General features: G+C 54.0%; 1 protein-coding gene. It reads left to right on the top strand.

From position 1 onward, the window contains the following. Positions 1 to 106 precede the first annotated feature (106 nt). On the top strand, positions 107 to 582 hold a 476-nt coding region (locus ACR0E6_RS22770), incomplete at its 3' end, for a hypothetical protein (protein WP_480587684.1).

Consider the following 582-nt stretch of genomic DNA (forward strand, 5'->3'; position numbering starts at 1 on the left):
CGAGCCGCCGGACTGGCGGCAGAACTGGAAGACCCTTGGGGTGCCTGTCATGGGTGCACAAAACTCTTGGCCATCGATCGATAGGGCAAATGTCACAGATGTAATCATGCTGACGGACAATTTTTCCGGCCCTCCAGCCTATGAATCACAAGGAGCCAATCCTGACCCTAGCGTCGGCGGGCCGCTGCCATGGCATATTGAAGAAGGGCGGTCTCGTTTTTGGACCGGCACGATTAGCGATATTGTGGCAACGCATGAAGCAAACGTGGGAGATCGCCCGAATTATTGGATCTACGAAGGTTGGTCTGACGGGGGAAGGCTGCTTGATGAGGCAACCGGTGCAGGTTCCGATCGCGATTTCGCGGATTGGCGTGAACGAACAACTACCAAATTCAACTATACCGGCTGGTATGACAATTTGCTGAGCCAGGTAAAGGAAAACGTTCCCGACGCAGCATCACGTATCAAACTAATTCCTGTGGCGCGAACCATGGTTTCGGTGATGGAGAACACTGCGGCCTCCTCCTTATCAGCCGACGACTGGTTTGCTGATGACGCACCTCACGGAGAAGACACTTTGCA

The organism is Ruegeria sp. AP12, from assembly GCF_056540025.1.